We start from the raw sequence: 25,883 nt of genomic DNA, 5'->3' as shown, positions 1-25,883 counted from the left end.
TCGTCCAGGAGATCATGCTGCGTTCGGCGGCCACGGCGCGTCCGCCGAAGCGGCGGCGCGCCAGAGTTTCTCAAGACACCGGCGGCGGGCTGGATAGCCGGTAGTCGGCCGGTCTGCGCTGCGCTTCGGTGCGCTCGGACTGATAGCCGTTGGGGGTCGAGTCGCCCGGCGTGGGCCCGAAGAGGTCGGAGCGGCCCAGCGGGGCCGCCGCCGTGCGCTTGAGCTCGTCCAGCATGGCTTGCAACTTGTCCACGTGCGTGTTGTCGACCGCTGTCCGGTCATTGTCACCGGCACGGTGCGCGCCGGTGAGTCCGGGGCCGGGAGCCGCGCCATTCGCCGCACCGCTGTGCTGCGTGCTCGTGGTGGAGGCGACGATGGTTTCGTACGCGGCGTTCTCGCTGGGGGAGTACGAGGGGACGGGTTCGCGCGCGGCCGCCGGCGTCTCCTGTTGCCCGGTACTCGGATCGCGCGGGGTCGGTGGAGTGAAGGGCGACACGGGTTCCCGTGGTGCAGGCGTGGTGAACACAGGCTCACGCGAGGGTGGGGCGGTGAAGTTCGACGCCGCGTCGCGAGGTGCGGTGAAGCTCTGTCCGGAGGATACGTTCGGATCCAGCGCGGGCTCGCGCGGGGGCGTAAAACCCGTCTGCGCGACGGGATCCGATTCGGCCGCCGCGTGCACCGGCCCCCGGGGCGCGCTCTGTGGTCGCGCGCCGTTGCGGGAAACGGCCGGTTCGCCGGCATCGTTCTTTCGCGCCGCGGGCTCGGCGCCGCCGTGCTCCGCCTTGCGCGTGTTCGCCCGTCCCGCGGCCGCCCGGGGAAGCGAGCCGGCCGGGCGCTGCGCCGCCGATTGCCGAACCTCCGCCGCCGGGTCGTCGCCGGATTCCAGGCGCTGCACCCTGGCGTCGAGCCCCGATATATCCTGTGCCGCACGGAAAGCCCACGCCTCGAGTTTGGCCAAACGCCCGTCGGCGGTCGGTTCGCTCACCACGGTCTGCGCGCCATCGATCCGGGCCGCCACCGCGTCCAGTTTCTCGCTGACCTCTCGGAGAGCCGACGCGATACCCGACAGCATCGCGCCGATCGACTCGCCGGTCTGCTGACCGTGCTCCATCCAGTACCTACTTCCCCGTATCGGCCCAGCTCGCACTCGGCCGGACTATTCTATCCGCCCAGTTGGACATCCGCGGCTCGCGAAGTATCGGCGGCGCACCGATCAATGACCTGATCGAAGCAGCCTAGGCCCCCGGAATCACCCCCCTGCAGGCGGATTACGCGGCGACCCGGTTTGTCCGAAAACGGGCCGATGCACTCGATCGGTCATTATCCGCCTGGATCGCGCCCTTCGCGACTCCGCGCTCCGGATCGCCGGGGTGGGCCATGTCGCGCGGCCGTGCCGGTGCCGCGAGTTCGCCCGGATGCCGTGCGGCCGGGCGCGCCGCGGGATGGCGGCAACTGTCAATTCACCGATACCAGAGTGCCCGGTGTGGGCCCGTGGCATGATGAAAATCCTTGTGCCGCAGAGTGCAACGCCAATTCCGCTGATCGGCCACGTGCGTGGCACACCCGAGCGCGGGGTGAACGGGGCTGGCGAGGTAGCCGAGTCTGGCGCACTCTTGATCTATGGCGTAGGTCGCCGGGCCTGCGGTGGTATGTGCAGGGGAGTGGTCGCGTGAGAACGAAGCAGCGGGCGGAGATCGCCTGCGGGCGCCGAGCGATGCTCGCCGAGTTGGGTATCGGAGAGGCTTCCGGCCGTACACGTGGGTCGAAGGCCGGTTACGCCTGCGGGTGCCCGGAATGTTCCGCGGCCCAGTGGGATATGCGGCGGCTCAAGTACTGGTTGTGTGGCAGGTTGCTCGCCTACGGGGCCGACGAAGCCGAGGTGGATCGGCGCATCGGGACACTGCCGGTGGACGTGTACTGGCGCAAGGGCGACCGGGTGTACGCGATAGAGGTGCGCAGCGGTCCGCTGGAGCGAGGTCTCGCCCAGGAGCACACCGAGCGGCTGCGCGCCGCGGGCTGCACAGACGTGCTGTGGCTGTGCCCGCCCGGCTACTGGGTGCCTTACCTGCACGCTCTGGGCATCACGGATTTCGCGCCCGCCGCCTGTGATTACCGCGCGGTCACCGGCGTGCTGGACACCGAGCACGCGATGGCGGCGCCGCGGCGCGAGCCGGTCGAACTGCGCGAGTTCATCGCGGGCTGGGTCCGCGGCGACTACGTCTGGGGTTATCGGGATGAGAGGACAGGAGGCTGGGCCACCGTGACCGACTGGGAGTACCACACGAAGACGCAGGCCACGGTCATCGCCCGGCAGCGTCAGGAACTGGTCAACCAGCGCACGGCGCTGGCGGTGACCCGCAAATCGTTGCGCGACAGACAGAAACACCTGCTGAAACTGACCACACGGCTGGAACGTGCGGAGTTGGCCGCTCAGAAACAGGCCGACGCCCTCGCCACCGCCCAGCGCACGATCGCCGATCACGATCGGCTCGACAAGGCGTTGCGCAACACGATCGCCAATCTCGAGGTGACCATCGGCCGCTGGCAGTTGATCACGATCTGCGCGATGCTGCTGATCGTCACGTTCCTGGCGGCGGCGATGGTGGTGCGCTGAGCCGGAAGGGCGCCCGATCCCACCGCCATTCGTGGCGCAATACCAGCGCGAGGAAATCCAGCAGTTCCAGGCCGGTCTTCGCGCGCACCTCGCGCAGTGCCGCCCAGTGCGCGGGGCCGCGCTCGACGAGGCTGCGCAGCATCTGCTCGCTGGTGGCGTCGACGGGGCGTGCGCGCAGATCCGGGACGCCGATGCGGCTGCCGGTCCAGATCAGCCAGCCCCAGCCGTTGGCGTGTGCGTGTGCTCGACCGGCGGCGGCCTTCACCCGGTTGATGTGGAAGCCGACGTGGCCGAGCGCCGCGACGTCGATCAACACCGTGCGCCCGTCGGTGAGCCGGGCGACGACGCTGGGATAGTGCACCCGCTCCGCGCCGTCGAGGTCGTAGACCACCGCCGCGGGTTGCTCCTGGAAGGTCTCGACCAGATCGCTGGCGTTGAGTATCCAGAGCAGCCGAGCCTCCAAACCGGAGTCGAACGGCACGTCGCGACCGACCTTGTCCAGGTAGAAGCGCCCGCGGCCGTCGTCGTCACTGTCCACGGTGCGCGCGGAGACGGTGGGGACCGCGGCCGCGGTGCCGGCGCGGGGCCAATCGATCTGGTTCAACCAAGGATTCAGCCGGCTCGTCGCCCGGGGCTCGGCATCGTGCAGCTTCGCCAGGCGCCGGTTGGTCTTCTTCTGCCAGGCGGCGATGCGCTGGGTGACGAACCCGGCGATCCGCTTCGCGTCCTCGGCCGCGTGCCCGGCCAGCCGCAGCTTCAGGTACGACAGTTCGGTCGCGGCGATATCGGTGTCGGTCGCGTACGTCTCCACCAGGAGTGCGCGCACCAATTGCCGGTCCCTGGCGTCGAGCGGATAGCGCGCGGACAGTACCGCGGCGGCGCGATGCCCGGACAGCTGCGCCATCCGGATCATCTGCCCCACCGCTTTGGTATGCAGTTGCCGCACCCGGTCCCGGGAAAGGTCGTAGCGAGCGCCGATCCGTGCCAGCGTCTCGGGTTTCTCCCCACCCACGCCCAGCCGCGCCGTCAGCAAATCGCCGTCCTTGGCCTTGTGGTCGGCACGCAAAGCGATCAACTCGCCGAGCACCTCGTTGACCTCTTCGAGTTCGAACGAGATGTCATCCCGTAGATCGAGCGACTCGGGATCGTCGTCATCCGGCGCCGCCCCCTGCGCGACCTCCGCACTGATCGTCACGCGACAACCCCCTGACTCGGCTCCGGCACTGTGCGCCACAGCGTATCCCCACCCACCGACACCCGGCCTCCGCCGCGACCACCCGCAAGAATGCCCGCCTCCTACCGATCCATCGAGCGTGTCCGAGTCCTCGAGGAATCGCCGCGACGTGATTCGAGCGCATGGGTGACGAGATGGTGCAGACCCGCCGGCCCGCTTCGGCGCGCATCGTGTTCATCCAGTCCCTCGCCGAGGCCGAATCGACGGGCAACGTCCTGGACGCAGCGTCGGCGGTGATCACGCTGTGCTGGCTGTTGATTGTCGAACGACAATTCGAGGCGGTGCGTGATCTCGCTACCCGGTGGGCAGACCGCGTGGAACCCCGGCTGTCCGTCGCGACGACGCGCGAGCCTTCGACCTGGGGATGGTTGTTGCTCCGGGCATCGGCGGCGGCGGTACGCGATAACCGTCCCGATGAGGCCGACGAGATGATGAGGCTCGCCGCCGCCGGTGCGGTCGCGGCGGCCCGAATCCGGCCCCTATCACCAGTACTGGACAACGTTCGACGCGGCCACGGTGGCTATGAAGCGGGTAGAGAACGCGGTGGTGGACGACCGCCCTGACGTGGCGTTGCGCCTGGCCCGCGATATCCCGCCGGACCAGCGGCCGACGTCGGACAACCGGAATCGGCACCTGATCGACGTATCGGCGGCCCACCTGGAACTACGCCATTACGATGCCGCTTTCGACGTGCTGGCGTCGCTCTCGCGTGATGCGCGGCCGTGGCTGGTGGAACAGCGCTCGGCACGTGATCTGCTGGGCCGCATCATCTCCAAGCGTCGCACGCTCACGCCGGAAATGCGCGAACTCGCCGACTTGGTACAGCTCGAATAGTGACGGTCGCACTGGAACAAGCGGGTGTTGCACCCGGCGGTCGAATGGCGCGAAGTAGCTCTGGGTTGCTCCCGCTGGCCGGAGTTGCTCACCCTCGTGTGTGCTGAGTGTGTTCGGAGAGGGAAAAGCAGGAGAGGCACCTTCCGAGTTTCCTCAGAAAGTGCCTCTGACCTGGTGAGACGGTGGTGCGCGATACTGGGATTGAACCAGTGACCTCTTCCGTGTCAGGGAAGCGCTCTCCCGCTGAGCTAATCGCGCGAGGTGGAGACGGGAATCGAACCCGTGTGCACGGCTTTGCAGGCCGTTGCCTCACCACTCGGCCACTCCACCGTGCGAAGGGGGACGGCGTAATGTTGCCTGGCCCTACCTCTCGAGCGGATGACGGGATTCGAACCCGCGACCCTCACCTTGGCAAGGTGATGCGCTACCAGCTGCGCTACATCCGCATTCTGCCTCCCCGGGGCTCGTTTCCGGCCTCCGTGGTGCGAGACAGAACATTAGCCGACGCTCGGTGAAAGGTACAAATCCGCTGGTAGAACGGCGGAAATCAGAAACGTTGCGTGCTGTGACGCCGGAGGCGCATGTGGTGGATGGGGACAGGGGCTTCGGTATGGATCCCGGCGGTGAGGACGGCGAACCGGTGCCCGTCATCGCGACCGCAGAGCGGGCGTGCGTTCTGGGGCGGGGGAGGATCGCTGGGTAGGTGGAGGGTGCGCCGAACCGCCCCTGCCCGGACAGCGATTTGGTGAACCGCCGGTGGCGCGTGCTAATGTTTCGTCTCGTCCGGAAGGTGCCCCGAGCCACCGGAAGCATGTCAGGTCTCATAGCTCAGCGGGAGAGCGTCCGCCTCACACGCGGAAGGTCGCTGGTTCGATCCCAGCTGGGACCACTCGCATATTCGAGGCCGGTGCACTTGTTGCCCGGTCTTTTTCCTTCTCCGCCTCGAGTGTCGTCGTGCGGGCCCAGTCTCCTCGGTTTCCGGCTCAGTCTGCCCCCTTTGTTGCGCTGTGACCTGGGTCACATTATGGTAGCGGTTGCCGTCATCCGGACCGGAAACCTTTTCATACGCTTTGCGAAGTCTTTACTATCGTTCCGACCGCCGTGTCCGGGGTCGTGCTTCCACCGACGGAGGGGCGGCCCAGCTGCACCCGCCGCTCGCTTTCGATGCCAAGAACATGTTTGACCGATGAACCGGGATCACCACCCGGCGAAGGAGAAAATATGTCCACCGACACCGATTCCGCACCACGGACGTCCCCGCACGCGCACATGGCCGGTCTGCTGACCCGAATCGGCCGTCACGATCTACCCGCCTCGATCGTGGTTTTCCTTGTCGCCCTTCCCCTTTCGCTCGGCGTGGCGGTGGCCTCCGGTGCTCCGGTCGCCGCGGGCCTGATCGCGGCCGTGGTCGGCGGCATGGTGGCCGGGCTGCTCGGTGGCTCCTCGATCCAGGTCAGCGGGCCCACCGCGAGCCTCACCGTGGTCGTCGCCGAGAGTGTGCACCACTTCGGCTGGGCCGCAACGTGTTTCATTACCGTCGGCGCGGGTGTGCTGCAGATCCTGTTCGGGTTGAGCCGGGTCGCGCGCGCCGCGCTGGCCATCGCCCCGGTGGTCGTGCACGGCATGCTGGCGGGCATCGGCGTGGTGATCGCGCTGCAACAGGTGCACGTGCTGCTCGGCGGGAACTCGCTGAGCTCGTCGTTCGCCGCGCTGGCCGCCCTGCCGGAGCAGTTGATGTCGGTGCGCACGGGCGACCTGTGCGTCGGGCTCGTCGTGATAGCCATCCTGATCGCCTGGCGCTTCGTACCGCCGGGGGTGCGATTGATCCCCGGACCGCTCGTCGCCGTGGTCGCCGCGACACTGCTTGCGCTCGTCCTACCCGCGCACGTCGAGCGGATCGTGCTGAACGGCTCGTTGCTGGACTCGCTTGGCCTGCCCGCGGTCCCCTCCGGCGGCGCGACCGCCGTTCTCACGACCATGGTGACGATCGCCCTCATCGCCAGCGTCGAGAGCCTGCTGTCGGCCGTCGCGGTGGACAAGATGCGGCCGGGCAACCGCACCGACTTCGACCGCGAGCTGATCGGGCAGGGATCGGCCAATGTCGTGTCCGGGCTGCTCGGTGGCTTGCCGATCGCGGCCGTCATCGTGCGCAGCATCACCAACGCGAACGCGGGCGCGCGCAGCCGCGCGTCGACCGTGCTGCACGGAGTCTGGATCCTGCTGTTCGCCGTGGCGCTGGCCGGGCTCGTGCGGCAGATACCCACCGCCGCGCTGGCCGGACTGCTCATCCTCGTGGGCGTGCAGCTGATCAAGCTGGCGCACATCCGGCTGGCCAGGCGGGCCGGCGAGATGTACGTCTACCTGGCGACGGTGCTGGGCGTGGTGTTCCTGAATCTGTTGCAGGGCATGGTGATCGGCCTGGCGCTGGCATTCGCGCTGCTGCTGTGGCGGGTGGTGCGCGTGACGATCGTGGCGGCACCTGTCCCGGGCGCACGGCGGTGGGTGGTCGCCATCGATGGCACGTGCACCTTCTTGGCCATGCCGAAGCTGACCGCGGAACTGGCGAAGGTTCCGGCGGGCGCGGACGTGACCGTCGAGATGACCGTCGATTTCCTGGACCACGCCACGCACGAGTTCCTCACCGAATGGGCTCGTGAGCGTGAATCCGGCTCCGCGACGGTCGAATTCGCCGAACTCGGGAGCGCGCGGATGGCCACCGCCTTGACCGGGCCGCCCGAGCGCAGGCATGTCCGGCAGGTCATCGACCAGGTGATCGGACCGTGGCGGCGCTCGGGCAACCAGGAAGACCGCATCCTGGCGGGCATCGCCGCCTACCACCGCGGCCATGCCCACGTGCTGCGCCCGCATCTGGACAAGCTGCGCCACCGGCACGACGCCGACTCGTTCTTCCTCACCTGCGCGGACGCGCGGATCGTGCCGAACGTCATCACCAACAGTGGACCGGGCGACCTGTTCACCGTGCGCAACGTGGGCAACCTGGTGCCGGTGCGCGACGGGGACGTCTCGGTGGAGGCGGCCCTGATCTACGCGTTGGAGCGGCTGGACGTGCGTGCGGTCGTGGTATGCGGTCATTCCGGCTGCGGTGCGATGGAGGCGCTGCACCGCGAGGTACCGGCCGGGGCCGGTCTCGGCGACTGGCTGGCGCATGCGCGGCCGAGCTTGGAGCGCTACCGGCTGGGGCATCCGGTAGCCGCCGCGGCGGCCGTCGCGGGGTTCGGCGAGGTGGACCAGCTGGGCATGGTGAACGTCGCGGTGCAGCTGGAGACGCTGCACGCGCACCCGGCCGTGCGCCGGGGGATCGAGGAGCGGGGCGTGGCGGTGTCGGGATTGTTCTTCGACCTGGCCACGGCGCGCGTGATCGAGGTCATGGTCGACGGCATCGCGGAATTCGGTGACCAGGAACGGCGGATCGCGGCGGAGCCGGTCTGACCAGGCGATGTGCGGTGCGTCACGGTGATAACGACGAGAGGACAGTGGGGAATAACACACAATCGGCGAACTTCTCAGGCTTTGCTAAGTCTTTACCAATACACTTGTCCGTGTTTACATCTCGACTCATCGCTGTGTCGGGACTGCTTCACCGCGAGATGCCGGTTCGCGGTCTTGTGCCCTGCTGGACATGTTGATCGTCAACCGACCTCGGCGAATCCGCCGAGTCGGCGAAGGAGAGTCATGGCTATCGATCACGATTTAGCCCCGCCACCGTCAATGCCCACACCAGCGGACCCGGGCCGCAGTTCTGGACCACTGTCCGACCGCTTCACCGAGATCCTCCGCCACGATGTACCCGCCTCGATCGTGGTTTTCCTTGTCGCGCTACCACTTTCGCTGGGCATCGCGATCGCCTCCGGAGCCCCCGTCGCCGCCGGGCTGATCGCCGCCGTGATCGGCGGTCTCGTCGCCGGGACGCTCGGCGGGTCGGTCCTCCAGGTGAGCGGCCCCGCCGCGGGCCTCACCGTGGTCGTCGCCGAGACGATCAATCAATTCGGCTGGCGCACTACTTGTTTCATCGTCTTCGCAGCCGGTGTGCTGCAGATCGTGCTCGGGCTCAGCCGGGTGGCCAGAGCGGCGCTCGCCGTGGCGCCCGTAGTGGTGCACGCGATGCTCGCCGGTATCGGCATCACGATCGCGCTGCAACAGATCCATGTGCTGCTCGGCGGTTCCTCGCACAGCTCGGCCTGGCGGAACATCACCGAGCTGCCCGGGCAGCTGTTTTCACTGCACGGTGGCGGGGCGCTGATCGGCGCGGTCGTGATCGCGATCATGGTCGGCTGGAAATACCTGCCCGCCAGGGTGCGCGTGGTGCCCGGTCCGTTGGTCGCGGTGCTCGTGGGCACGGCGTTGTCGCTGGTGCTGCCGCTGAATGCCGAGCGCATCGTGCTCAACGGCTCGCTGTTCGACGCCATCGGCCTGCCGGCGCTGCCCAGCGGCGATTGGTCGGGTCTGGTTCTGGCCGTCGTCACCATCGCCCTGATCGCCAGCGTGGAGAGCTTGCTGTCCGCGGTGGCCGTGGACAAGATGCACTCGCGTAAGCGCACCGACTTCGACCGCGAGCTGATCGGCCAGGGCTCGGCGAACGTGCTGTCCGGCCTGCTCGGCGGCCTGCCGGTCACCGGCGTGATCGTGCGCAGCGCCACCAACGTGCAGGCGGGCGCGCACAGCCGTGCCTCCGCGGTGCTGCACGGCGTCTGGCTGCTGGTGTTCTCCGTGGCGCTGGTGTCCGTGGTGGAGCAGATCCCGAAGGCCGCTTTGGCCGGTCTGCTCATCGTGATCGGCACCCAGCTGGTCAAGCTGGCTCACATCAAACTGGCCCGGCGCACCGGTGACCTGCTGGTCTACGCCGTGACGGTGCTCGGTGTGGTGTTCTTGAACCTGCTCGAGGGCGTGCTGATCGGCCTCGGCTTGGCCTTCGGGCTGCTGTTGTGGCGGGTCGTCCGCGTGGCGATCAGGGCCGAGGAGGTCCCCGGTACGAAGCGCTGGCTGATCGCCATCGACGGCTCGGCCACCTTCCTGGCACTGCCGAAGCTGTCGGCGCAGTTCGCGAAGATCCCCTCGGGAGCCGACGTCACGGTGGAGATGACCGTCGACTTCCTCGATCACGCGGCCTTCGAGGCCATCGAGGAGTTCGCCCGCCAACAGGTGAACAGTGGAGGCAGCGTCGATTTCGTGGAGATCGGCGGAGCCAGAATGGTCCACGCCGGTGCGCAACCGCCCGCGCGGAGCTTCGCGCGCTCGGTCTGGGACGAAATCCTCGGCCCTTGGCGGCGCGACGAGCGGCACGCGAATCCGGTCGCGGCGGGCGTGGCGGCCTACCACCGCAGTCACGCGCACGTGGTCCGGCCGCACCTGGACGAGCTGCGCGACCAGCAGGATCCGGATTCGTTCTTCCTGACCTGCTCGGACTCGCGGATCGTGCCGAACATCATCACCAACAGCGGACCGGGCGACCTGTTCACCGTGCGCAACGTGGGCAACCTCGCTCCCGCGGAGGGGGACGCGTCGGTCGAGGCGGCACTGGTGTTCGCGCTCGAACAGTTGAACGTTCGCTCGATCGTGGTCTGCGGGCACTCCTCCTGCGGCGCGATGAAGGCGTTGCACACCGGCGCCGAAGTCCCCGGTGTGGACGCCTGGCTCGCGCACGCGCGACCGAGTTTGGAGCGGTTCCGCGCGGGCCATCCGGTAGCGGCCGCGGCGCAGGAGGCCGGTTTCGGCGAGGTCGATCAGCTGGCCATGGTGAACGTCGCGATGCAGCTCGAACTGCTGCACCGGCACCCGGCGGTGCGCAAGGCGGTCGCCGAGCGAGGCGTCACGGTGTCGGGCCTGTTCTTCGACATCGCCAGCGCCCGGGTCGTGGAGGTGACCGAGAACGGCATCGCGCACATCGATGACGCGGGGCATCAGCACACTCCCGAACTCGTGTGACCGACGGGGATGGGTGATCCCGCCCGGGCGCACCGCTCGGGCGGGATCACCGTATCCGGACGGTCGAGAGCGGAATCGGTATGCCGGAGCACTCGTACCCTGGGGAATGTGACCGCAGACCTGGAAACGAGTTCGGACGATCCGACCCGCTGGCGCGCCTTCCGCGCCGGCCTCGAACGACGGCCTAAGCTGTACCTCGTCTACCGGCTCGTCGTCGCGGTCGTCGGTGTCGCCGTGCTCGCTGTCGGTGTGCTCGCGATCCCCTATCCCGGTCCCGGCTGGGCGATCGTGTTCGCCGGGCTCGGTATCCTCGCCACCGAATTCGCTTGGGCGCGTAAGGCATTGGCTTGGCTGCGGGACCGGTACCGGCAATTGATGGACTGGTACTCCCGGCAGGGTCTGGCCGTGCAGGTGGTCGGGGCGGCCGGCACCGCCGCGTTGGTCGTGGCGACGCTGTGGATATTGGGAACCTTCGGGCTCGTGGGTAGTTGGATCGGAGTCGAATGGGAATGGCTGCGCAGCCCCCTGCAACGGTGACCACCGTTGCGGGGCGCATGCTCACCCAACCGGAATGGCTGGCCGCACGCATCGCGGAGATGGGCCATTCCTGGGGGACCACCTCGCTGCGCATCGCGGGCACGCTGTGGTGGTGCATGGTCGCCTCCGCACTGGTGGAGCAGCTCGCGCGGGCCTACGCGGACGACACGGACGCCCCCGCGCCCGCGCTGGACCGGCTGGAGTGCGAGGTGCGCCCGGACGGTGGCGTCGAGCGGGTGCGCGTCCAAGCGAACGATACTTCCTCGACCGGCGGGGCGACGGCGCTGCATGCCACGCTCGGCGTCGTGATCCCGCCGGTGGCCGAGGTGTCCGGCGCGGGAGTTTCCGCGCTGTGGGCGATCACCGCCGATGCGATCGGCAACCGTGCGCTGGATGCCGGTTCGCCGGAGGCGGGCGCGCGGCTGGCGGCCGACATCGCGGGCAGACTCCCGGTACCGCGGTTCGTCGAGATCGGCGGACGAACCTTCGTCCGGCGCATCTCCTGCTGCCTGGTGTTCGAGGTACCGGGGTGCCAGATGTGCACCAGTTGCCCGAAGCGACCGGCCGCCGAACGGACCGCGCTGCTAGCGGACCTCGCCGCCGAGAACTGAGCAGACCAGGAGCACGTGCTCCCCGCGCCATCCGACCACTACGGCCAAAGGCCCGCAGAGGCAGGAGAGCGGCGGGACAGTAGCATGGTCGCGCCGGACGAACTTGCGATCGGCCACCATCCAGCGGGACCCGCCCGCACACGAGAACGCCAAGGAGAGCGCAGCCGTGACCACCTCAGCCCCCATCAGCCCAGTCACCCTCGTCCGGGTGCCGGGCGGGACGACGGCGGGCACCGCGGTGCGCGAGGCGGGACTGCCCACCAAGGGGCCGGAGACCGTCGTGGTCGTCCGGGTGGACGGTGAGCTCAAGGATCTGTCCTGGACTCCGGACGACGACGTGGACGTCGAGCCGGTCGCGGCGAACACCGCCGACGGCCGCAACGTCATCCGTCACTCCGCCGCGCATGTGCTCGCCCAAGCGGTGCAGCAAGAGTTCCCCGGGACCAAGCTGGGCATCGGCCCGTACATCAAGGACGGGTTCTACTACGACTTCCGCGTCGAGCGGCCGTTCACCCCGGAGGATCTGGCCAAGCTGGAATCCCGGATGAAGAAGATCGTCAAAGGCGCGCAGCGGTTCTCCCGCCGGGTGGTCGAGGTCGAGGATGCCAGGGCCGAACTGGCCGGGGAGCCATTCAAACTGGAGCTGATCAGCGACAAGTCCGGCATCGATGACCCGGAGGTCATGGAGGTCGGCGGCAAAGAGCTGACCATCTACGACAACCTGGATCCGCGTACCGGCGAGCGGATCTGGGGCGACCTGTGCCGCGGTCCGCACATTCCGACCACGAAGTTCATCCCCGCCTTCAAACTGACCCGCAGCTCGGCCGCCTACTGGCGCGGCGACCAGAGCCGCGAGGATCTGCAGCGCGTCTACGGCACCGCGTGGGAATCGCAGGAGGCGCTCGACGAGCACCTGCACCTGCTGGCCGAGGCCGAGCGCCGCGACCACCGCAAGATCGGCTTGGAGCTGGACCTGTTCAGCTTCCCCGACGAACTCGGCTCCGGCCTGCCGGTGTTCCACCCCAAGGGCGGCATCATCCGCAAGGAGTTGGAGGAGTACTCGCGTCGCAGGCACGTCGCGGCGGGCTACGAGTTCGTGAACACCCCGCACATCACCAAGGGCCACCTGTTCGAGGTCTCCGGCCACCTGGACTGGTACCGCGACGGCATGTTCCCGGCGATGCACTTGGACGCCGAACTCAACGAGGACGGCACCGTCCGCAAGCCCGGCCAGGACTACTACGTCAAGCCGATGAACTGCCCGATGCACAACCTGATCTTCCGCGCCCGCGGCCGGTCCTACCGGGAGCTGCCGCTGCGGCTGTTCGAATTCGGATCGGTCTACCGCTACGAGAAGTCCGGTGTGGTGCACGGCCTGACCCGGGTGCGCGGCATGACGCAGGACGACGCGCACATCTACTGCACCAAAGAGCAGATGCACAGCGAACTGACCGACACGCTGCGGTTCGTGCTGGATCTGCTGAAGGACTACGGTCTCGACGACTTCTACCTCGAGCTGTCCACCAAGGACCCGAAGAAGTTCGTCGGTTCCGACGAGATCTGGGAGGAGGCCACCGAGACCTTGTCCAAGGTCGCCTCGGCCTCCGGTCTGGAGCTGGTGCCCGATCCCGGTGGCGCGGCCTTCTACGGCCCGAAGATCTCGGTGCAGGCCAAGGACGCGCTGGGCCGTACCTGGCAGATGTCGACCATCCAGCTGGACTTCAACCTGCCCGAGCGCTTCGACCTGGAGTACACCGCCTCCGACGGCACCAAACAGCGGCCGGTCATGATCCACCGCGCGCTGTTCGGTTCGATCGAACGATTCTTCGGTGTGCTCACCGAGCACTATGCGGGCGCGTTCCCGGCGTGGCTCTCGCCGGTGCAGGTCGTCGGCATCCCGGTCGCCGAAACCTTTGCCTCGCATCTGGATCGGGTGATCGAACGGTTGCAGGACGAGGGCATCCGGGCACAGGTGGATCGCAGCGACGACCGGATGCAGAAGAAGATCTTCAACAACACCGCGCAGAAGGTGCCGTTCATGCTGCTGGCCGGTGAGCGCGACGTGAACGCGAACGCCGTGAGCTTCCGCTTCCGCGACGGTACCCAGGTCAACGGCGTACCGGTCGACGACGCGGTGGCCACCATCATCGCGTGGATCGCCCACCGGGAGAACGCGTCGCCGACGGCCGAGGGCTTCGAGATCAAGGGTGGGGCATGAGCGGTCGGGCTCGGGGGCGGCAGCGGAGCGTGACTACGCAGGTCGCCGCGTACGCTCGCGAGCGCCGCGCCAGCAGCGATCGGGCCCGGAGGCGGGGGAGGGACACGGCATGACCGAGCGGACGGTGCCGGACGGGCTCGCGGATCTGGACGGAACCGCTCCGGCCGAACCGGGCAGCATCGTGGACAGCGGCGCGGGTGAACCGGATCGGCTGTTGCGGCTGTGGACGCCGTATCGCATGTCCTACATCGCGGAGGCGGCCACCGGTCCCAAGGATTCGACCGGTCATCCCTTCACCGACATCCCGAAGATGTCCGACGAGGACGGGCTGGTCGTCGCGCGGGGCGAGCTGGTGTACGCCGTGCTCAACCTGTATCCGTACAACCCGGGACACATGATGGTCGTGCCGTACCGCAAGGTGGCGAACCTGGAGGACCTCACCGAGGCGGAGAGCGCCGAACTGATGGCTTTCACCCAGCAGGCCATCCGGGTGATGAAGAAGGTGTCGCGGCCGCACGGGTTCAACGTCGGACTGAATCTCGGCGGAGTGGCTGGCGGGTCGCTGGCCGATCACCTGCACCAGCACATCGTGCCGCGCTGGGGCGGGGACGCGAACTTCATCACCGTCATCGGCGGGGCGAAGGTGATGCCGCAACTGCTGCGGGAGACCAGGACGCTGCTGTCGGCGGCCTGGAAGGAGGCGTAGATGAGCGACCGGGCGGATCGAACGTGCTGAGCTTCTTCGGCCGTGAGACGTTCGCCAAGGCGACGGCTCCGCTGGGCCGGGCGCTGGTCGGCACGGGGCTCACCCCCGACGCCGTGACGCTGATCGGCACCACCGCCTCCATTGTCGCCGCGGTCACGCTGTTCCCCACCGGACATCTGTTCTGGGGAACCATGGTGATCTGGTTGTTCGTCATGTTCGACATGCTCGACGGGGCGATGGCCAGGGCGCGCGGCGGCGGCACGAAGTACGGCGCGGTGCTGGACGCCACCTGTGACCGGCTGGCCGACGGGGCCATTTTCGCCGGGCTGGCCTGGTGGGCGGTCTTCCATGAACAGCACAAGCCGCTGTTCGCCGCGACGCTCGTCGTCCTGGTGACCTCGCAGGTGATCTCCTATGCCAAGGCGCGCGCGGAGGCCAGCGGGCTGTCCGCGGACGGCGGCATCATCGAGCGGCCGGACCGGCTGATCATCGCGCTGGTGGGCGCGGGACTCACCGGCATCGGCGGCTATTGGGGGATCGAGTGGCTCACCTACGCCGTGCACGCGGCCATGTGGATTCTCGCCGTGCTCAGCATCGTCACTGTCGTTCAGCGAGTGCTGGCCGTGCGCAACTCGCCGGGGGCGCGCACCGTGATCCCGGCCGGTCGGCCGCAGAGCCCGAGCGCGGGAACCGCCGGCACCCCAGGACTCACGCCGTGATCTCACCCGGTACGGGACGCCGGCCGATCGACGGCGGTGTCCGGGTATTCGCGACGATGGAGTGCGGATGACGATCGGGGAGCAGTTCGGCGCCGCCGGATACGCGGCGGGTTGGCGGCTGGTGCGCGCACTGCCGGAGTCGACGGCCCGGCGACTGTTCGAGTGGGGTGGGGACCGAGTCGCCCGTCGCGCCAATCGGGAGTTCCACGCGGGCGGCGCGCCGAACCAGTTGCGGCGCAACCTGGCGCGCGTGCTCGGTGTACTGCCCGCCGATGTGCCGGACGACCTGATCAGCGCAAGCATGCGGTCGTACGCGCGGTATTGGCGGGAAGCATTCCGGCTGCCCACGATGGACCATGCCGCGATCGACTACTTCGTCGCGGGGCTGCAATACCTGGACGCCGCACTCGCGCAGGGCCGAGGCGTGATTTTCGTGCTGCCGCACTCCGGCAATTGGGATATGGCGGGCGTCTGGCTGGTACAGCACTACGGCAGCCTTTCCACCGTGGCCGAGCGGTTGAAGCCGGAATCGCTGTTCGAGCGGTTCGTGGCCTACCGGGAAAGCCTGGGCTTCGAAGTGTTCCCGCTGACCGGTGGCGAGCAACCGCCGTTCGACCAGTTGGCGGCGCGCCTGCGGCAGAACAAGATCGTGTGCTTGATGGGCGAACGAGACCTCACCGGCAAAGGTGTTCCCGTCCAGTTCTTCGGTGAGCGCACCTGGATGCCCGCAGGCGCGGCGAAACTGGCCATCGAGACCGGCGCGGCGCTGCTGCCGGTGCACGCGTGGTTCGAGGTCGAGGCCGACGGCCGCGAGAACTGGGGCCTGAAGGTCGAGGCGCCGGTAAACGTTTCCGGTGGTGTAGCCGCGGCCACGCAGGCGCTGGCGGACCGCTTCGCGGCGAATATCGCCGAGCATCCCGCGGACTGGCACATGCTGCAACCATTGTGGGAGAGCGATCTCTCGCCGCGGCGGCGCGCGATGATCGCCACCGCGCAGGCGAGCATAAAGGCCGAGCAGGGAGACGTATCGCCATGAAGATCGGCATGGTCTGCCCCTACTCGTTCGATGTCCCCGGTGGGGTGCAGGCGCATGTAGTCGAGCTGGCGCGGGTGTTCCTCGAGCGCGGGCACAAGGTGAGTGTGCTGGCGCCCGCGTCCGAGGACACCCCGCTGCCGGAGTTCGTGGTGTCGGCGGGCCGCGCGGTGGCCATCCCGTACAACGGGTCGGTGGCCAGGCTGTCGTTCGGGCCCATGGCCTACACCAAGATTCGCCGGTGGATCGACGGCAACGACTTCGACGTGCTGCACATCCACGAGCCGAACGCACCGAGCCTGTCCATGCTCGCGTTGAAGATCGCCGAGGGCCCGATCGTCGCGACGTTCCACACCTCGACGACGAAGTCCCTGGTGCTGAGCACATTTCAAGGCGTGCTCCGGCCGTATCACGAGAAGATCTCCGGCCGCATCGCGGTCTCCGAGCTGGCGCGTCGCTGGCAGGTCGAAGCGCTGGGCTCGGACGCGGTGGAGATTCCCAACGGCGTCGACGTCCCGGCGTTCGCCCGCGCGCCGATGCTGCCCGGCTATCCGCGCCCCGGCGGCACGGTGCTGTTCCTGGGACGCTACGACGAGCCGCGCAAGGGCATGGAGGTGCTGCTCGGCGCGCTGCCCGATCTGGTGCGCAGGCATCCCGACGTCGAGATCCTGATCGTCGGGCGCGGCGACGAGGACCGGTTGCGCCGGGAAGCAGGCAAGCTGTCCGGCCACCTGCGCTTCCTCGGCCAGGTGTCCGACGAGGAGAAGGCTTCGGCGATGCGCAGCGCGGACGTGTACGTCGCGCCCAACCTGGGCGGGGAGAGCTTCGGCATCATCCTCATCGAGGCGATGGCGGCCGGCACCGCGGTGGTGGCCAGTGAGCTGGACGCCTTCCGCCGGGTGCTGCGGGACGGCACGGCGGGCATGCTGGTCCCGGTCGGTGATTCGGCGGCTCTGGCGCGCGCGCTGCACACCGTGCTCACCGACGAGGTGCGCAGAGAGGCGTTGGTGCGCACCGCGACCCAGGTGGTCGGCGAGTACGACTGGCCGGTGGTCGCCGAACAGATCCTGCGCGTCTACGAGACGGTGACCATCGGCGACACGCGAGTGCGGGCCGCCGGATGATCACCTTCTCGGCGACGACGGTTCTCGTCCTCGCGCTGATCGCCGCGGTCGTCGTCGCGATCGGTCTGTGGGCCTACTCCACCGCCAACCGGCTCGACCGGTTGCACGTGCGCTCCGACCAGTCCTGGCAGGCGCTGGACGCGGCGCTGGCCCGGCGAGCGGTGGTGGCCAGGTCGGTCGCCATGGCGATCGCGGGCCCGGTGTCCGATCCGGCGATGGCGGAGCAGGCCAGACAGCTCTCGGCTCTGGCCGACCGCGCCGAGCGTGCCGGTCGCGCCGAGCGGGAGACGGTGGAGAACCGGCTGTCCTCCGCGTTGTCGGCGGTGGATATCGGCACGCTCCGCCCCCAGCTGGTCGCCGAACTGGCCGACGCCGAGGCCAGGGTGCTGATCGCCCGCCGCTTCCACAACGACGCCGTGCGCGACACGCTGGCGCTGCGCACGCGCCGCCCGGTTCGCATCCTGCACCTCGGGGGTACCGCCCCGCTGCCGTCCTACTTCGAGATCACCGAGCGCGCCACTCCCGCGGCGTCGACCGGCCTCGCGGTCGACACCATCCGCACCACGGCGCGGGTGGTGCTGTTCGACGAGCACGACCACACGTTGCTGATGCGCGGCAACGACCCGAAGACACCGGAGGTGTCGTTCTGGTTCACCGTCGGCGGCGGCGTGGAGCCGGGGGAGAGCCTGCGCACGGCTGCCGTGCGGGAACTGTACGAGGAGACCGGGTACCGCGCGGATCCGGCCGACCTGCGCGGCCCGATCTGGCGGCGGGTCGCGGTGTTCCCCTTCGACGGCGAGCTGATCCGGTCCGAGGAATTGTTCTTCGCGCTGCGGACGCGTGGTTTCCAACCGCACGCGGCGAATCCGAGCCTGATCGAACGCCGCTCGATCACCGGGCACAAATGGTGCACCGCGGCCGATATCGTCGCGCTGGACCGCTCCGGTGAAACCGTCTACCCGTATCACCTGGACGAGCTGCTCGCCGATGCCGCCGAGGCGGCATCGGGCACCGCCGATCCAGAGGTTCGCTCGATTCGCTGACCGGGCCCGAAGCCGTGTGATGTGTTTCACGATCGTGATACCGTCGCGATGATTCGGCGCGCCGACGGGTACTGCTGTCAGGGACGCATGTCAGTTCGGCGTCGTGGTCCTGCCGACGGCGGGGCTGTTTCTGCTCGGTTGTGGAGGTAGTTCGTTCATGTCGTACCTGCTGTTCGATTTCCTGTTGCCGCTGATCGGCCCGGCGGCCGCGGAGTACTGGGCGACGTTGCTGGTGGTCGGCCCGCTGTGATCCGGCGCCCGGCGATCGCCGGGCAAGCGGTACGGCCCCGGGCCGGCGCGATCGCCGAGTTCTCCCGGCCCGAGGCGCCATAACCGGGATCACACCAGGCCAGTGCCCTCCAACTGGCTATCAAGTGGCCTTTTGTGGACGCCTAGAATCGTGGCGTTCGCATCCGAGCGACCGATTGGCGCACATGCTGGAGGAATTTGCCGTGACCACCCCCGAGACCACCCAGACCGTCGGCACCGCCCGTGTGAAGCGCGGCATGGCCGAGATGCTCAAGGGCGGGGTGATCATGGATGTCGTCACGCCGGAGCAGGCCAAGATCGCCGAGGACGCGGGCGCGGTCGCGGTGATGGCGCTGGAGCGGGTGCCCGCGGACATTCGGGCTCAGGGCGGCGTGTCCCGGATGAGCGACCCGGACATGATCGACGGCATCATTTCCGCGGTCTCCATTCCGGTCATGGCGAAGGCCCGTATCGGCCACTTCGTGGAGGCGCAGATCCTGCAGAGCCTCGGGGTCGACTACATCGATGAGTCCGAGGTGCTCACTCCGGCCGACTACGCCAACCACATCGACAAGTGGAACTTCACCGTGCCGTTCGTCTGTGGCGCCACCAACCTCGGCGAGGCTCTGCGCCGAATCACCGAGGGCGCGGCCATGATTCGCTCCAAGGGTGAGGCGGGCACCGGCGACGTGTCCAACGCGACCACGCACATGCGCAAGATCCGGCAGGAGATCCGCCGCCTGTCGTCGCTGCCCGAGGACGAGCTGTTCGTCGCGGCCAAGGAACTGCAGGCGCCGTACGAGCTGGTCCGCGAGATCGCCGAGACGGGGAAACTGCCGGTCGTGCTGTTCACCGCGGGCGGGATCGCCACCCCCGCCGACGCCGCGATGATGATGCAGCTCGGCGCCGAGGGCGTGTTCGTCGGTTCGGGCATCTTCAAGTCCGGCAACCCGGCCCAGCGCGCCGCCGCCATCGTCAAGGCCACCACCTTCTACGACGACCCGGACGTGCTGGCCAAGGTGTCGCGCGGACTCGGCGAGGCCATGGTCGGCATCAACGTCGAGGAGATCGCCCAGCCGCACCGCTTGGCCGAGCGCGGCTGGTGATCTCGGGCCGGTAGCGTCTGCCGCGTGGAGTTGCGGCAGCTGCGGTACTTCGTGGTCCTGGCGGAGGAGTTGCACTTCCGCCGGGCCGCGGAGCGATTGTTCATCTCGACACCGACGCTGAGCCAGCAGATCAAGGTGCTGGAGCGCGAGCTGGGCGGTCCACTGCTGCTTCGCGAGCCGCGGGTGGAGTTGACGGCCGCGGGCGCGGTGCTGCTGCGCTCCGGCAAGACCGTGCTGCGCGCCATGGACGAAGCGATCAGGCAGACGAGGCGCGCTGCCGTGGCCGGCGCCCCGGTGCTGCGCCTCGGGCTGCTCAACGGCGTCCCGCCCTGGCTGCCCACCCGCTTCGAGAGCTTGCTCACCGCCGCGTTGCCCGGCGCCCGAATGGTGCTCACCGGGGGGACCACCGCCGATCAGGTGCGCTTTCTCGATGACGACGAGGTGGACCTCGCGCTCGTGCGCACCCCGGTCGACCTGCCCGACCGCTTCACGCAACGAGCGGTGGCCCGCGAGGAGTTGGGTGTGCTGATGTCGCAGCGGCATCCACTCGCGAGCGCGGCGCTGCTCGACCCGGCCGAACTCAGCGGTCAGGAGCTGATCTTGTTCGCGCGCGAATCCGCAGCAGGCTTGCATGATTCGTTATTGCGCGCGCTCGCCGACCACGGCGCCCGGGTGCGGGTGAGTGACAGTGCGATGGGGCACGCGCAGATGCTCGCGGTGCTGCCCGCACGGCCCGACGTGATCGGGCTGAGCTCATCGCGCGCGGACGGGCTGCCCGGTCTGGTCTGGCGGCCGCTGCGCGGCGCGCCGCTGGTGGTGACCTACGCCGTCGCGTGGCGAGCGGCGGTGCGCGATCCGGCCCTCGCGGCGCTGATCGCCGCCCTCCCGGGCGAACCGGCGGCGGAATGAGCCGCGCGGACCGCTTCCGGTGCTAGGTTCAACTCTTACGGCGGCCAGAAGGTCGTCTCATCGTTCTCACAATCACGCTCAGTAGCTTCGCCATTCGATGGCCGCCCAGGCCATTTCGCGCCCTCTCACCGGATCGATCCGAGCGCAAAGGACGAACAGTTGAAGCTTCTCAAGACCGGACGCACCGCAGTAGCGGGTTTGGCCCTCGTGGCCGCCCTCGGCCTCGCCGCCTGCGGCAGTGACGACACGAGCGACTCACCCAAGTCGACCGGCACCACCGCGGCCGCTTCGGCGACCGTGACCACCCCCGCCGCGCCCACCGTCGACGAACTCAACGCCCTGTTGCAGAAAGCCCTCGATCCCGCGGTGCCCAACGAGGACAAGCTCGATCTCGTGCAGGGCATCGAAGCCGACCCCACCCTGCCCAATCGTTTGGCCGACGCGTTCCGGCAGGCGAACGCCACCGCGGTGGTCACCGGAGTGACCGCCTTCGGTGACAGCGTGACCGCGCAGGCGAAGTTCACCATCAACGGGCAGGAGAGCCAGGTCGACGTCCCGTTCGTGCTGGACGCCGGCAAGTGGAAGGTCCAGAAGGCATGGGCGTGCCAGGCGCTGGCCAACCTGAACCAGCAATCCCCGGCCTGCACCCCCTGAGAGCCGACCGGGCGCGCGGGGCGGTGCAGCGCGTCGCCCCGCGTGGTCCCGGATCGGCCCGCGGTCTGCGGTGTTAGTCCCCGGCTAAGGCGTATTCGGCAGTGCGACATGGACACTCGACCGCGGTGATGGTCGGCTGGAGCCATGACAGCAAGCAGTACAACACCCGAACGAGTCGTCATCGTTGGCGGCAGCTCCGGCATGGGACTGGCGCTCGCGGCCGCGCTGATCGCCGAGGGCGCGGAGGTCACCATCGCGGGCCGTTGCGCCGAACGGCTCGCCGCGGCGGAGCGCACCCTGCCCGCGGGGCCGGGGTCGGTGCGCTCGGCCGTCGTGGACATCACCCGCGAAGCCGATCTCCGGCGTTTGTTCGCCGAGCTGGATCCGGTCGATCATGTCGTCACCACCGCGGCCGACGTCACCGGCGCCTATCGACCGCTGGCCGAGTTCGATGCCGGCCTGGCCCAGAATTTGTTCTCCTCCAAACTGATCGGCGCTGTTCTGCTGGCCAAGCACGCCCGGCTGGCCCCCGGCGGTTCGGTGACCTTCACCTCCGGTGTGGCGGCTTATCGGCCCGCGCCGGGCGGCGCCATGGTGGCGGCGGTCAACGGCGCGCTCGCCTCACTGGCTTACGCCCTGGCTCTCGAGCTCGGCCCGGTCCGCGTCAATGTGGTCTCACCCGGATGGGTGGACACCCCTCTCTGGGACACCATCGCGGGGCCGGCGAAGACCGAACGTCACCGGCAGCTCGCCGCGCGGTTGCCGGTCGGGCGCATCGGCCGTCCGTCCGATATCGCACAGGCGATGCTGGGCCTGATGCGCAATCCCTTCATCACCGGCACCGTCCTGCACGTGGACGGCGGGCATCGGCTGGTCTGAGTGCTGGTAGCGGTGGTGGGGGTCCGGCACGCGACGAGACCGCATCGTCTTGTCAGCGACGCGACATCGGGGTCAACTCCGATGACAGGCACGAGTCGTAACCGACATGTCCGGCGATTTCACATATGGATACGCTCCTATGCGCATCCAACTATGGAGTGCCTCTCGCGACGACACGGGTGTTCTCTCGGCCCGCAATCGGCAAGGACCGGGCGAACCCTAGCGCGCCCGGTCCTCGACTCGAATCGCCGGACGCTCGGGATGATCCCAGCGCACGAAGAAAGTTGGCGTATACGGGTTCTCGGCGTCGTGTCGTAGCAGAGCCGGGATGGTCCATTGCGCGTCGTGTGGGGTGCGGCGGCGGAGCGCCGGTTCGGACAGGTCCAGTCGGAGGCTCAGGTCAGCGTCGAGGTGGCGTCCCGCGAGCATCGGGCCCGCGAGGACGATCGTCGTCGCGGGCGGCGCCGTGCGGATCGCGGCGCGCGCGGAGCGGTCGGCGGCTTCGTCCCAGAGCGCGGGCAGCCACCGGCCGTTCCCGCGGAGCGCGTCGATCACTTCCCGGCGCAGGGCAGCGTAGTCGAACCACGCGGTGCGATAGGACATCTCGTCGGTGCGGCCGAACTCCATACGCAGTGAGGCGGGACGCACATAGTCGTGCAGGGAGACCACGTCGGCCGACCGGCCCGCATCGCGCAGAGCCGCGACGATCCGCTGGGCGAGCGCCACGGGCCGGGCGGCGTCCGCGCCGTCGACCGCGATCACCGTATGCGAGTTCGCGGTCAGGATGGACTGGATCACCCGCTCGGCGAGTCCGTCCGGAGTGATGGGCAGGAAACGTGGCACCCGTCCATCTCAGCAAATCGCGACGTCCGGGGCAGCGTGAACGTTGCCGGGCGTTCACCGGCGGCCGACCGGCGACCGCGTGAGCGGCCGGGATAATCTCTGCGCATGGCGACAATCGAAGAGGCGCTGGAGATAGAGCGGCTGGAGCGGGACATCTTCCGTGGCGCGTCCACCAAGACCCAGCTCCCACGCACGTTCGGCGGCCAGGTTGCCGGCCAGGCGCTCGTGTCCGCGGTCCGGACGGTGGAACCGCGATTCCAGGTGCACTCGCTGCACGGCTACTTCCTGCGTCCGGGCAATCCGCAGGAACCGACGGTCTACCAGGTCGAGCGCATCCGGGACGGCCGGTCGTTCTGCACCCGGCGGGTGACCGGCATCCAGGACGGCGCCGCGATCTTCACCATGTCGGCGTCGTTCCATGTCGGTGACCAGGGGCCCGAGCATCAGGACGTCATGCCCGGCGTTCCGATGCCGGAGGATCTGGCCGACGCGAGCACCACGATGAGTCCCGAACGATTGTGGGCGATGCGCGAGTGGGAGCACTGGGACATCCGCATGGTTCCGCCGGAGAACGTGTCCCGCCGCGACGGCGTGGTCTCCCAGCAGCAGGTGTGGTTCCGCTACCGGCACCTGCTACCCGACGATCCGCTGGTGCACGTATGCACGCTCGCCTACATGAGCGATATGACGCTGCTGGGTTCCTCGAAAGTCGTCCATCCGGACGAGCCGACCCAGAACGCCTCGCTCGATCACGCGATGTGGTTTCTGCGCCCGTTCCGGGCCGACGAGTGGCTGCTCTACGACCAGTCCTCGCCGTCGGCGGCTTTCGGCCGGGGCCTGACCGGCGGGAAGATCTTCACCCGGGAGGGCACGCTGGTCGCGGCCGTGGTTCAGGAAGGCCTCATCCGCACACTGCGCGAGAGCTGATGCGCGGGGTCAGCCGCTGTGGTCTCGGCGGGCGACCGTGAGCGGGCCCACATCGGCACGGATCGTAAGCTTTCCGGGGTGAACGCTACCTCGGTCGCCGCCCCCGCCGCCGACACCGGACAGGCGCCGTCCCGGCCCGTCGTCGGCGTGCTCGCACTGCAAGGTGACGTCCGGGAGCACGTCGCCGCGCTCGCGAGCTGCGGCGCCGAGCCCGTACTGGTCCGGCGCGAGTCGGAGCTCGCGGCCGTGGACGCCCTGGTACTGCCCGGCGGCGAGTCGACCGCGATCAGCAAGCTGCTGGCCGCCTTCGAACTGCTGGAGCCGCTGCGCGCGCGGCTGCGCGACGGCTTGCCCGCGTTCGGTTCCTGCGCGGGCATGATCCTGCTCGCCTCGGAGGTGCTCGACACCCGCCCGGACGCCGAGCATCTGTCCGGCATCGATATGACGGTGCGTCGCAATGCGTTCGGCCGTCAGGTGGACTCGTTCGAAACCGATCTGCCGTTCGCCGGGCTGACCGACGGTCCGGTGCGAGCGGTGTTCATCCGGGCGCCCTGGGTCGAGCGGGCAGGCGAGGGCGTCGACATTCTGGCCACCGTGCCGAGCGGCCCCGCCGCGGGCCGGATCGTCGCGGTGCGGCAGGGGAATGTCCTGGCGACCTCGTTCCATCCCGAGGTGACCGGCGATCTGCGGGTGCACCGGATGTTCGTGGAGATGGTCCGCTCGGCTTGACGGGCGCGCTCGGGCGTCGGTCGCACGACGGTGAGTGGGCGCGGAGCCGGGGCCGCTCCGCACGGCCGCAGTGGACGCCCGAGTAGGCTGGGGAAATTGTCCGCCCGGCCGTGCCGGTACCGTACACACGACCGAACGTGCCATCGACCTGAAGGAAGTTGGGAATGAGCGGCCACTCCAAATGGGCCACCACCAAGCACAAGAAGGCTGCGATCGACGCGAAGCGCGGCAAGCTGTTCGCGAAGTTGATCAAGAACATCGAGGTGGCGGCCCGTACCGGTGGCGGTGACCCGGATGGCAACCCGACGCTGTACGACGCCATCCAGAAGGCGAAGAAGTCGTCGGTCCCCAACGACAACATCGAGCGCGCCCGCAAGCGCGGCGGCGGCGAGGAAGCGGGCGGCGCCGACTGGCAGACGATCATGTACGAGGGCTACGGGCCCAACGGTGTAGCCGTGCTGATCGAATGCCTCACCGACAACCGCAACCGGGCCGCGGGCGAGGTCCGGGTCGCGATGACGCGCAACGGTGGCAACATGGCCGACCCGGGCTCGGTGGCCTACCTCTTCCATCGCAAGGGCGTCGTCACTCTGGAGAAGAACGGCCTGTCCGAGGACGACGTGTTGATGGCGGTGCTCGACGCGGGCGCCGAGGACGTCAACGACCTCGGTGAGTCGTTCGAAATCATCAGCGAACCCGGCGATCTGATCGCGGTGCGCACCGCGCTGCAGGGCGCCGGTATCGACTACGACTCCGCCGAGTCCGGTTTCCAGCCCTCGGTGTCGGTCGCGGTGGACGCCGACGGCGCCCGCAAGGTGATCAAACTCGTGGACGCCCTCGAGGACAGCGACGACGTCCAGAACGTCTACACGAACGTCGACATCTCGGACGAGGTGCTCGCAGAGCTCGACGACTGAGTCGGATCTACCGCGGGTAGTACTCCGCGAAATCGGGGCGGCCGTCTACTGACG

The 25,883-nt window shown here is 68.7% G+C and carries 23 protein-coding genes and 4 tRNA genes; 21 read left to right on the top strand and 6 right to left on the bottom strand.

All coding sequences use genetic code 11. From position 1 onward, the window contains the following. Nucleotides 1-70: 70 nt before the first annotated feature. Entirely contained in the window at nt 71-1,111 is a 1,041-nt protein-coding gene (locus tag ACFU5M_RS28670; protein ID WP_379054009.1) for a hypothetical protein, read from the bottom strand. 558 nt (nt 1,112-1,669) lie between these two features. Here ACFU5M_RS28670 and ACFU5M_RS28665 point away from each other — a divergent pair. Then, nucleotides 1,670-2,614: a hypothetical protein gene (locus ACFU5M_RS28665; protein WP_379054008.1), complete on the top strand. Its 945-nt coding sequence runs from the start codon at nt 1,670-1,672 to the stop codon at nt 2,612-2,614. Here the strand turns inward: ACFU5M_RS28665 and ACFU5M_RS28660 are convergent. Then, on the bottom strand, nt 2,580-3,809 hold the full coding sequence (locus ACFU5M_RS28660) for a sigma factor-like helix-turn-helix DNA-binding protein (RefSeq protein WP_379054007.1): 1,230 nt from the start codon (nt 3,807-3,809) through the stop codon (nt 2,580-2,582). The genes ACFU5M_RS28665 and ACFU5M_RS28660 overlap by 35 nt on opposite strands. Nucleotides 3,810-3,970: 161 nt before the next feature. Here ACFU5M_RS28660 and ACFU5M_RS28655 point away from each other — a divergent pair, with 161 nt between their 5' ends. Further along, nucleotides 3,971-4,411, top strand: a complete 441-nt coding sequence (locus ACFU5M_RS28655) for a hypothetical protein (protein WP_379054006.1) — start codon at nt 3,971-3,973, stop codon at nt 4,409-4,411. Continuing rightward, a complete protein-coding gene (locus tag ACFU5M_RS28650; protein ID WP_379054005.1) occupies nt 4,392-4,682 on the top strand; it encodes a hypothetical protein in 291 nt (96 codons plus the stop codon). The genes ACFU5M_RS28655 and ACFU5M_RS28650 overlap by 20 nt, the downstream gene beginning before the upstream one ends. Nucleotides 4,683-4,865: 183 nt before the next feature. Here the strand turns inward: ACFU5M_RS28650 and ACFU5M_RS28645 are convergent. The 3 genes from ACFU5M_RS28645 to ACFU5M_RS28635 form a co-directional block, all read right to left on the bottom strand. Continuing rightward, nucleotides 4,866-4,940: transfer RNA gene (locus tag ACFU5M_RS28645), tRNA-Val, on the bottom strand. 1 nt (nt 4,941) lies between these two features. Next, nucleotides 4,942-5,012: transfer RNA gene (locus ACFU5M_RS28640), tRNA-Cys, on the bottom strand. 43 nt (nt 5,013-5,055) lie between these two features. Further along, a tRNA-Gly gene (locus tag ACFU5M_RS28635) sits at nt 5,056-5,128 on the bottom strand. A 371-nt stretch (nt 5,129-5,499) separates the two neighbouring features. Here ACFU5M_RS28635 and ACFU5M_RS28630 point away from each other — a divergent pair. The 15 genes from ACFU5M_RS28630 (at nt 5,500) to ACFU5M_RS28560 (ending at nt 22,413) form a co-directional block, all read left to right on the top strand. Continuing rightward, a tRNA-Val gene (locus ACFU5M_RS28630) sits at nt 5,500-5,571 on the top strand. A gap of 332 nt (nt 5,572-5,903) precedes the next feature. Then, nucleotides 5,904-8,132, top strand: a complete 2,229-nt coding sequence (locus tag ACFU5M_RS28625; protein WP_379054004.1) for a SulP family inorganic anion transporter — start codon at nt 5,904-5,906, stop codon at nt 8,130-8,132. A 279-nt stretch (nt 8,133-8,411) separates the two neighbouring features. Further along, nucleotides 8,412-10,625 carry a solute carrier family 23 protein gene (locus ACFU5M_RS28620; RefSeq protein ID WP_379054003.1) on the top strand — a complete coding sequence of 738 codons (2,214 nt, stop codon included), beginning with the start codon at nt 8,412-8,414 and terminating at the stop codon, nt 10,623-10,625. A 108-nt stretch (nt 10,626-10,733) separates the two neighbouring features. Next, complete coding sequence (locus ACFU5M_RS28615; RefSeq protein ID WP_379054002.1) at nt 10,734-11,162, top strand: TIGR02611 family protein; 429 nt, start codon at nt 10,734-10,736, stop codon at nt 11,160-11,162. Further along, a complete protein-coding gene (locus tag ACFU5M_RS28610; protein WP_379054001.1) occupies nt 11,159-11,773 on the top strand; it encodes a (2Fe-2S)-binding protein in 615 nt (204 codons plus the stop codon). Before ACFU5M_RS28615 ends, ACFU5M_RS28610 begins: the two co-directional genes overlap by 4 nt. 166 nt (nt 11,774-11,939) lie before the next feature. Then, entirely contained in the window at nt 11,940-13,991 is a 2,052-nt protein-coding gene (gene thrS / locus ACFU5M_RS28605) for a threonine--tRNA ligase (protein WP_379054000.1), read from the top strand. A gap of 109 nt (nt 13,992-14,100) precedes the next feature. Beyond that, on the top strand, nt 14,101-14,697 hold the full coding sequence (locus tag ACFU5M_RS28600; protein ID WP_379053999.1) for an HIT family protein: 597 nt from the start codon (nt 14,101-14,103) through the stop codon (nt 14,695-14,697). Between the two features lie 23 nt (nt 14,698-14,720). Further along, complete coding sequence (gene pgsA, locus ACFU5M_RS28595) at nt 14,721-15,416, top strand: phosphatidylinositol phosphate synthase (protein ID WP_379053998.1); 696 nt, start codon at nt 14,721-14,723, stop codon at nt 15,414-15,416. A gap of 67 nt (nt 15,417-15,483) precedes the next feature. Further along, complete coding sequence (locus ACFU5M_RS28590) at nt 15,484-16,452, top strand: phosphatidylinositol mannoside acyltransferase (protein WP_379053997.1); 969 nt, start codon at nt 15,484-15,486, stop codon at nt 16,450-16,452. After that, nucleotides 16,449-17,573, top strand: a complete 1,125-nt coding sequence (locus tag ACFU5M_RS28585; RefSeq protein ID WP_379053996.1) for a glycosyltransferase family 4 protein — start codon at nt 16,449-16,451, stop codon at nt 17,571-17,573. The genes ACFU5M_RS28590 and ACFU5M_RS28585 overlap by 4 nt, the downstream gene beginning before the upstream one ends. Further along, on the top strand, nt 17,573-18,616 hold the full coding sequence (locus tag ACFU5M_RS28580) for an NUDIX domain-containing protein (RefSeq protein ID WP_379054010.1): 1,044 nt from the start codon (nt 17,573-17,575) through the stop codon (nt 18,614-18,616). The genes ACFU5M_RS28585 and ACFU5M_RS28580 overlap by 1 nt, the downstream gene beginning before the upstream one ends. 434 nt (nt 18,617-19,050) lie before the next feature. After that, nucleotides 19,051-19,971 carry a pyridoxal 5'-phosphate synthase lyase subunit PdxS gene (gene pdxS / locus ACFU5M_RS28575; protein ID WP_195149010.1) on the top strand — a complete coding sequence of 307 codons (921 nt, stop codon included), beginning with the start codon at nt 19,051-19,053 and terminating at the stop codon, nt 19,969-19,971. Between the two features lie 24 nt (nt 19,972-19,995). Further along, complete coding sequence (locus ACFU5M_RS28570) at nt 19,996-20,880, top strand: LysR substrate-binding domain-containing protein (RefSeq protein ID WP_379053995.1); 885 nt, start codon at nt 19,996-19,998, stop codon at nt 20,878-20,880. 159 nt (nt 20,881-21,039) lie between these two features. Next, entirely contained in the window at nt 21,040-21,534 is a 495-nt protein-coding gene (locus ACFU5M_RS28565; RefSeq protein ID WP_379053994.1) for a hypothetical protein, read from the top strand. A 144-nt stretch (nt 21,535-21,678) separates the two neighbouring features. Then, nucleotides 21,679-22,413, top strand: coding sequence for an SDR family oxidoreductase (locus ACFU5M_RS28560; protein WP_379053993.1), 735 nt, complete (start codon nt 21,679-21,681; stop codon nt 22,411-22,413). Between the two features lie 219 nt (nt 22,414-22,632). On the opposite strand, the gene ACFU5M_RS28555 is transcribed toward ACFU5M_RS28560, so the two are convergent. Continuing rightward, the gene (locus tag ACFU5M_RS28555; protein WP_379053992.1) at nt 22,633-23,256 is read right to left on the bottom strand and encodes a hypothetical protein; all 624 of its coding nucleotides are present in this window, start codon (nt 23,254-23,256) and stop codon (nt 22,633-22,635) included. A 105-nt stretch (nt 23,257-23,361) separates the two neighbouring features. On the opposite strand from ACFU5M_RS28555, the gene ACFU5M_RS28550 reads away from it, so the two are divergent. The 3 genes from ACFU5M_RS28550 (at nt 23,362) to ACFU5M_RS28540 (ending at nt 25,829) form a co-directional block, all read left to right on the top strand. Next, nucleotides 23,362-24,183, top strand: coding sequence for an acyl-CoA thioesterase (locus ACFU5M_RS28550; RefSeq protein WP_379053991.1), 822 nt, complete (start codon nt 23,362-23,364; stop codon nt 24,181-24,183). Nucleotides 24,184-24,261: 78 nt separating this feature from the next. Beyond that, nucleotides 24,262-24,912: a pyridoxal 5'-phosphate synthase glutaminase subunit PdxT gene (pdxT, locus tag ACFU5M_RS28545; protein ID WP_379053990.1), complete on the top strand. Its 651-nt coding sequence runs from the start codon at nt 24,262-24,264 to the stop codon at nt 24,910-24,912. A gap of 164 nt (nt 24,913-25,076) precedes the next feature. Beyond that, nucleotides 25,077-25,829 carry a YebC/PmpR family DNA-binding transcriptional regulator gene (locus tag ACFU5M_RS28540; protein WP_379053989.1) on the top strand — a complete coding sequence of 251 codons (753 nt, stop codon included), beginning with the start codon at nt 25,077-25,079 and terminating at the stop codon, nt 25,827-25,829. Nucleotides 25,830-25,883 lie beyond the last annotated feature (54 nt).

Source organism: Nocardia sp. NPDC057455 (assembly GCF_042802775.1).
Lineage (GTDB): Bacteria > Actinomycetota > Actinomycetes > Mycobacteriales > Mycobacteriaceae > Nocardia.
The sequence above is the reverse complement of the archived record's forward strand: the minus strand, read 5'-3'. Positions and strand labels throughout refer to the sequence as shown.